The organism is Streptomyces durbertensis, assembly GCF_014156695.1.
Classification (GTDB): domain Bacteria; phylum Actinomycetota; class Actinomycetes; order Streptomycetales; family Streptomycetaceae; genus Streptomyces; species Streptomyces durbertensis.
Genome location: NZ_WMLF01000329.1, coordinates 1 through 6153, shown reverse-complemented (window position 1 = coordinate 6153; position 6153 = coordinate 1). Strand labels below are relative to the sequence as shown.

Sequence of the window (6153 nt, the reverse complement as noted above, 5' to 3'; positions counted from 1 at the left end):
GGACATCAACCGGGCGCTCGGCGAGGTCGGCCCCCGGCTGCGCCGGCTGCGCACCGAGCGCGGCCTCAGCCTGGCCGCGCTCTCCGAGATCACCGGCATCTCCAAGAGCACGCTCTCCCGGCTGGAGTCCGGGCAGCGCCGACCCACCCTCGAGCTCCTGCTCCCGCTCTCCCAGGCCCACCAGGTGCCGCTGGACGAACTCGTCGGCGCGCCCGAGGTCGGCGACCCGCGGGTACGGCTCCGACCCCGGCGGGTCCACGGCGGCAACACCGTCCTGCCCCTCACCCGTCAGCCCGGCCCCCTCCAGACCTACAAGATGGTGCTGCCGGCCGACCGGACCACGCCGCAGCCCTGCACCCACGAGGGCTACGAGTGGGTCTACGTGCTCGCCGGCCGGCTGCGGCTCGTGCTCGCCGACCACGACCTGGTGCTCGGCTCCGGCGAGGCCGCCGAGTTCGACACCCGCCTCCCGCACTGGTTCGGCTCCACCGGCGAGGGCCCGGTGGAGATCCTCAGCCTCTTCGGCCAACAAGGCGAACGCATCCACCTCCGCGCCCGCCCCCGCACCTCCACCTGAGCCGCCGGTTCGTTCCGTGGACCCTACGGGCGCTTCTTGCCTGTCAGGTGGGCTGTGGTGAAGGCGCCGCCGCCGGCGACGGCCAGGCCGAGCAGCGCGAGGGCGCCGTTCAGCCGCTCCCACCAGAACTCGGCCGGCGCGCCCGGCTTGTGTTCGAGCATCAGCTCCAGCATGTCGGGACCGCCCGCGTTGAGCAGCGTCGCCACGTAGCCGTTGGTGACGGCGAAGAACGCGGCGAGCGTCGCGAACAGGGCCGCGATGACGTGCGCGGCGGTCTTGCGGCCGCCGGCGCGGCCGGCGACCGTGCCGACGGCGCCGGCGAGCGCCAGCGCCAGGACGATGTAGCTGACCCGCAGGCCGACGAGCGACAGGTCCTCATAGGTGAGGACGAGCATGAGGATGTAGGCGGCGGACAGACCGCCGGAGACGAGCCAGGCGAAGAGGAACGCCTTGCCGACCTTGCCGCCGCCACCGGGCGGCGGCGGGAAGCCGGGGTGCGGGTAGCCCGGCTGCTGCGGGTAGACCGGCTGTTGCGGATAGCCGTAGCCGGGCGGCATCGGCTGGGGCGGCTGCTGCGGGTAGCCGTAGCCGGGCGGCTGCGGCGGTACGGGCGGCTGGCCGGGCTGGCCGTACGGGTTGTGCTGTGGCGGCTGCTGCCAGGGCTGACTCATGGTTCCCCCGAGAGTGAAGCGTGTTCGTCGAAGCACAGCGGTGTCGAAGCACGGCGGCTGTGCGCCGTCAAGGTACCAAGGGCGTCGGATGGCCGGGAGCCCGAGGCGGGGCCGGCCCGGGGCGGGCAACGGCAGGGCCACAGCCGCGCCACAGCGGGGACACGGGCGTGCTACAGACGCCGTGCGCGGGCGCTCGGGCGCCGGCGCGCGGGGAGCCGTCCGATACCCTTCCTGTGCTCTTCGGCCGTGGGACACGGCCCGCACCTGCTGAACCGTCAGTACTCGGGGGATCATTCATGCGAACTCGCCGCGCCGTGGGCGCCGCCGTCATCGCTCTCACCGCCGTCGCCGGGCTCTCCGGCTGCGCCGACCAGCCGAAGGACAAGGCGTTCGGGGGACTAGGGGACGTGCCGTCGCCGCCGAGCATGCCGCCGCTGCCGTCCCTCAGCCCGCCGAACCTGAGCACGGGCGGCCTCAGCTCGGGCGGCGGCGACGGGCTCAGCTCGGGCGGCACCAGCGGCGGGCTCAGCTCGGGCGGTACGACGGGCGGCCTCAGCTCCGGGGGAAGCAGCGGCGGGCTCAGCTCGGGCGGCACCACGGGCGGCTACACGCCGCCTCCGACGTTCAACCCGAACGCGCTCGGAGAGGTCGTGGGGCAGAGCTGCCGCTACGACCAGGGCGGCGCCCGCATCAACTACGACGTGGCGATCCAGAACTCCTCCAGCGAGCAGGCGTTCACGTACTCCTTCACGGTCGTCTTCCGGGTCGGCACCAGCCCCTCCTCCACGGTCGCGACCCGGACGCTCAGGACCGACTACCAGACGGTGACGGTCAACGCCGGCGGCGACCGGACCGTCCGCTCGCACGCGTCGTACTCCAGCAACGACCGCTTTGTCTACTCCTGCCAGGTGACCAGCGCGCGCAAGTCGCTGGCCAGGTAGCCGACCGTCCCGCGTCCACGACGACCACGACGACCACGCCCTCCCTTCCCGGACCGCCTCGCCCGAAAGGGAGGGCGTGGCATTTCGGGGGCCGGGTAGACGCCGGGGTAGCGTGATGGCGCTGTGACCCGGATCACAGTGCGACGACTCGGCGGGGGTGTCACTTGCTCGGTTTGCTGGAACGGCTGGCGCGGCGGCTCGGACTGCGGACGGACCCGGTCATCTTCTTCACCGCGGCGGCGCTGACGTTTGTCTTCGTCGTGACCGCCATCAGCCTGACCGACCAGGTGGACAGCGTCTTCCGGTCCGCCTCCGACTGGCTGAAGAGCAACCTGGGCTGGTTCTACATCCTGGGTGTGACGACGTTCCTGGTGTTCCTGCTGTGGATCGCGTTGAGCCGCTACGGCCACATCAGGCTCGGCGGGCAGGAGGCCCGGCCCGAGTACAGCCACCGGGCGTGGTTCGGCATGCTGTTCGCCGCCGGGATCGGCACGATCCTGATGTTCTGGGGTGTGGCGGAGCCGATCAGCCACTTCGCCAACCCGCCGCAGGCGGACGTGGAGCCGGAGTCCGTGGAGGCGGCCCAGATGGCGATGGGCTACTCGCTGTACCACTTCGGCCTGCACACGTGGACCATCTTCTGCCTGCCCGCGCTGTCGTTCGCGTACTTCGTGCACCGGCGAGGGCTGCCGTTCCGGGTGAGTTCGATCCTGCACCCGCTGCTCGGCGAGCGCATCCACGGGCCGGTCGGCAAGGCGATCGACATCGCGGCGGTGATGGGCACGCTGTTCGGGGTCGCGGTCTCCATCGGGCTGGGCACGATGCAGATCAACAGCGGGCTGGCGGACCTGTTCGGCGTACCGGAGAACCGGCTGGTGCAGATCCTGATCATCACAGTGGTCACGCTGATCGCCACGGGTTCGGTGGTGGCGGGCCTCGACAAGGGCATCAAGCGGCTGTCGAACTTCAACATCACCATCGCCGTCGCCCTGATGCTCTTCGTGCTGGTGACGGGCTCCACGCTGTTCCTGCTGCGCGGCGTCATCGAGACGACCGGCACGTACCTGAGCTGGCTGGTGCCCCTGTCGTTCTGGAACGACACGTTCGGCGACACCGGCTGGCAGGGCAGTTGGACGGTCTTCTACTGGGCGTGGACGATCACCTGGTCGCCTTTTGTGGGCATCTTCATCGCGCGGATCTCCAAGGGCCGGACGATCCGGGAGTTCGTGACGGGTGTGCTGCTGCTGCCGACGGCGTTCACCGTCGTGTGGTTCAGCGTGTTCGGGCTGTCCGCGATCAACCTCCAGATGGAGGGCGAGGCGGACCTGGTGTCGGAGGTCGTCGAGCAGGGGGACATCCCCGGCGCGCTGTTCGCCTTCCTGAACAACTTCCCGCTGTCGACGTTCGTCGCGGCCGTGTCGGTGTTCATCGTGGTCATCTTCTTCACCACCTCCTCCGACTCGGCGTCCCTGGTGGTGGACCTGCTCTGTGTGGGGAAGACGGAGCAGGCGAGCCCGACGCGGCAGCGGGTCTTCTGGGCGATCACCGAGGGCGTGGTGGCCGGCACGCTCATCGCGGCGACCGGGACCGGCGGGCTCACCGCGCTGGAGCAGGTGATCACCGTGGTCGGGCTGCCGTTCTTCGCGCTCGGCTTCCTGATGATCTTCTCCCTGCTGCGCGCGCTGCGGCAGGACTTCCCGCAGCTCGGCGGGCCACCGCCGGGCATGTTCCGGGCGGAGTTGGAGGACCGGCGCCGGGCGGTCACCCGGCGGGCGAACCAGGCCCGGCAGAAGGCGGTACAGGTCCGTCGCAGGATCGGCCGGCGCGAGGAGGGCGACGGCGAGCAGCGCTGACCCGCCACCCGGGAGACGCCCGAGACGCCCGGAGATACGCGGAGACACGCGGAAACACGCGGCGGCGGCCCCGGCCGGGTGGGTCGGGGCCGCCGCCGCCACCGCCGGGCCGCCGGATGGTGGCGGCGGCACGGAGGGGTGTGCGGGACCGGTGAGGTCACCGGTCGCGGTGTCAGAAGGTCAGGCTCCAGGCGTTGAGGTAGCCGGTGTCACCGCGGTAGACGTCGGTGACCCGCAGCCGCCAGGTGCCGTTCGCCGCGACCTGGCTGGCGTTGACGGTGTACGTCTGGTTGAGGTTGGCGACGTTGTCCGAGGCGGAGGAGTTCTTCAGCCGGACGCTGTTGCCGTTCGGTGCGACCAGGTCGACGACGAGGTCACCGCGGTAGGTGTGCCGGATGTCGACGGCAACCCGCAGCTCGCTGGGGCCGTTGCCGCTGATGCCGGTCACGTTGACGGACGAGGTGACGGACTGGCCGGTGTCGGGGATGTTGAGGCGGGTGGTGTTCTGGAAGGTGCGGCCGGCCGGCGGGTTGCCGGTGTCGCCGCCGCCTCCGGTGACGGCCCGCAGCGTCTTGGCCGCGTCGGCGAGGCCGGCGCCGCAGCCGCCGGAGCAGGTGCCGGGCAACGGACGGGCGTTGGCCTTGATCGCGGACTCGATCTGGGCCGGGGTGAGCGACGGCTTGGCCTCCAGCATCAGCGCGGCGAGGCCGGCGATGTGGGGGGCGGCCATGCTGGTGCCCTGGTAGGCCCGGTAGTTCTCGCTGGACGGGCCGGTGGTGCCGCTGTTGAGGGTGGAGAGGATGCCGTCGGCGGCCGAGACGTGGGTCTCACCGCCGGGGGCGGTGACGTCGATGGTGGCGCCGTAGTTGGAGTAGCGGGCGCGGTCGCCGTTGCGGTTGCTGGCGGCCACGGTGATGACGTTGTTGCAGTTGGCCGGGGTGAAGCCGGAGGCGTTCTGGTCGCTGTTGCCGGCGGCGACGACCACCGTGCTGCCGCGTCCGACGGCGCCGTTGATGGCGTTCTGCGTGGTCGTGCCGCAGCTGCCGGGGCCGCCGAGGCTGAGGTTCAGGACCTTGGCCGGGTTGGGGTTGGCCGGCACGCCGGGCACGCTGCCGCCGGACGCCCAGGTGATGGCGTCGGCGATGTCGACGGTGGAACCGCCGCACTTGCCGAGCACCCGAACGTGCTGGATCTTCGCCCGGTGGGCGACGCCCGCGATGCCCTTGTTGTTGTTGGCGATCGCGCCGATGGTGCCGGCGACGTGGGTGCCGTGCCAGGAGGAGTTGGAGGCGCGGGTGTCAGGCCCGCACTCGCCGGCCGCCCGCCAGTCGCCGGTGTCGCTCGGGTCGCTGTCGCGGCCGTTGCCGTCCCGGGCGTTGCCGGCGTCGGAGATGAAGTCGTAGCCGGCGACGGTGTTGCCGTTGAGGTCGGAGTGCGAGACGTAGCCGGTGTCGATGACGGCGACGGTGACGCCGTTGCCGGTCGCGGTGCCCCACGCCTCGGGCACGTTCATGCCGGCGCGGGTCTCGAAGAGGTCCCACTGCTTGGCGTAGTCGGTGTCGTTGGGCGTGGCGAAGGCGTACATCCGGGTGTCGGGCTCGACGTAGGCCACGTCCGGGTCGGCCTTGAAGGTGGCCATGACGTCGGAAGTCTCGGCGCGGCTGAGTTCCTTGCCGAGGTCGACGACGGCGGCGCCGGTTCCCAGGCGGCGGTCGAAGCCGAGCTTCTCGCCGACCTCGCGGGCCTTGGCCGCGATGTCCTTGCGGGCGGCGGCGTTGGAGTCGGCCTCCTCGGCCTTGCTCTTGTAGCCGACGATCAGCCTCTCCACCGTTGTCTGCGGCGGGAGTTGGGCTGCCTGCGCGTTGTCGGCGGGTGCCTTCGCGGCCTCGGGGGCGCGGGGTGCGTCACTCGCGCCGGCCAGGGCGGGCGTGAGCACTCCGACGCCGACGGCGGTCGCCGTGGCGAGGGCCAGCAGGGATATACGTGCGCGGCGTGAGGTGTTCCGGGCACGCGTGAGGGGTCTGTTCAACAGTGGTGCCTTTCGGTCCCGGGCCCGGCTGCACGCGCCGGTACCGGTGTGGAGGGTTGGTGAAGGCAGCACGGTGGTGGGC

5 protein-coding genes are annotated in these 6153 nt (G+C 71.4%); 3 read left to right on the top strand and 2 right to left on the bottom strand.

Going from position 1 to position 6153, the window contains the following annotated elements; translation table 11 throughout:
• Window positions 1–4: 4 nt before the first annotated feature.
• Window positions 5–577: a helix-turn-helix domain-containing protein gene (locus GL263_RS19375; RefSeq protein WP_182857004.1), complete on the top strand. Its 573-nt coding sequence runs from the start codon at window positions 5–7 to the stop codon at window positions 575–577.
• Between the two features lie 23 nt (window positions 578–600).
• Here the strand turns inward: GL263_RS19375 and GL263_RS19370 are convergent, their stop codons facing one another.
• Complete coding sequence (locus GL263_RS19370) at window positions 601–1248, bottom strand: hypothetical protein (protein WP_182857001.1); 648 nt, start codon at window positions 1246–1248, stop codon at window positions 601–603.
• A 296-nt stretch (window positions 1249–1544) separates the two neighbouring features.
• Here GL263_RS19370 and GL263_RS19365 point away from each other — a divergent pair, with 296 nt between their 5' ends.
• Window positions 1545–2189 (top strand): hypothetical protein, encoded by a 645-nt coding sequence (locus tag GL263_RS19365; RefSeq protein WP_182857000.1) that lies wholly within the window; start codon window positions 1545–1547, stop codon window positions 2187–2189.
• A gap of 164 nt (window positions 2190–2353) precedes the next feature.
• Window positions 2354–4042 carry a BCCT family transporter gene (locus tag GL263_RS19360; protein WP_228456661.1) on the top strand — a complete coding sequence of 563 codons (1689 nt, stop codon included), beginning with the start codon at window positions 2354–2356 and terminating at the stop codon, window positions 4040–4042.
• A 172-nt stretch (window positions 4043–4214) separates the two neighbouring features.
• Here GL263_RS19360 and GL263_RS19355 read toward each other — a convergent pair whose 3' ends face one another.
• Window positions 4215–6071, bottom strand: coding sequence for a S8 family peptidase (locus GL263_RS19355; RefSeq protein WP_228456660.1), 1857 nt, complete (start codon window positions 6069–6071; stop codon window positions 4215–4217).
• Between the last annotated feature and the right edge of the window lie 82 nt (window positions 6072–6153).

Excerpts from the sequence above, each read along its gene's own strand:
- GL263_RS19370 (WP_182857001.1), bottom strand. The coding sequence starts at position 1,248 with ATGAGTCAGCCCTGGCAGCAGCCGCCACAGCACAACCCGTACGGCCAG.
- GL263_RS19365 (WP_182857000.1), top strand. The coding sequence starts at position 1,545 with ATGCGAACTCGCCGCGCCGTGGGCGCCGCCGTCATCGCTCTCACCGCC.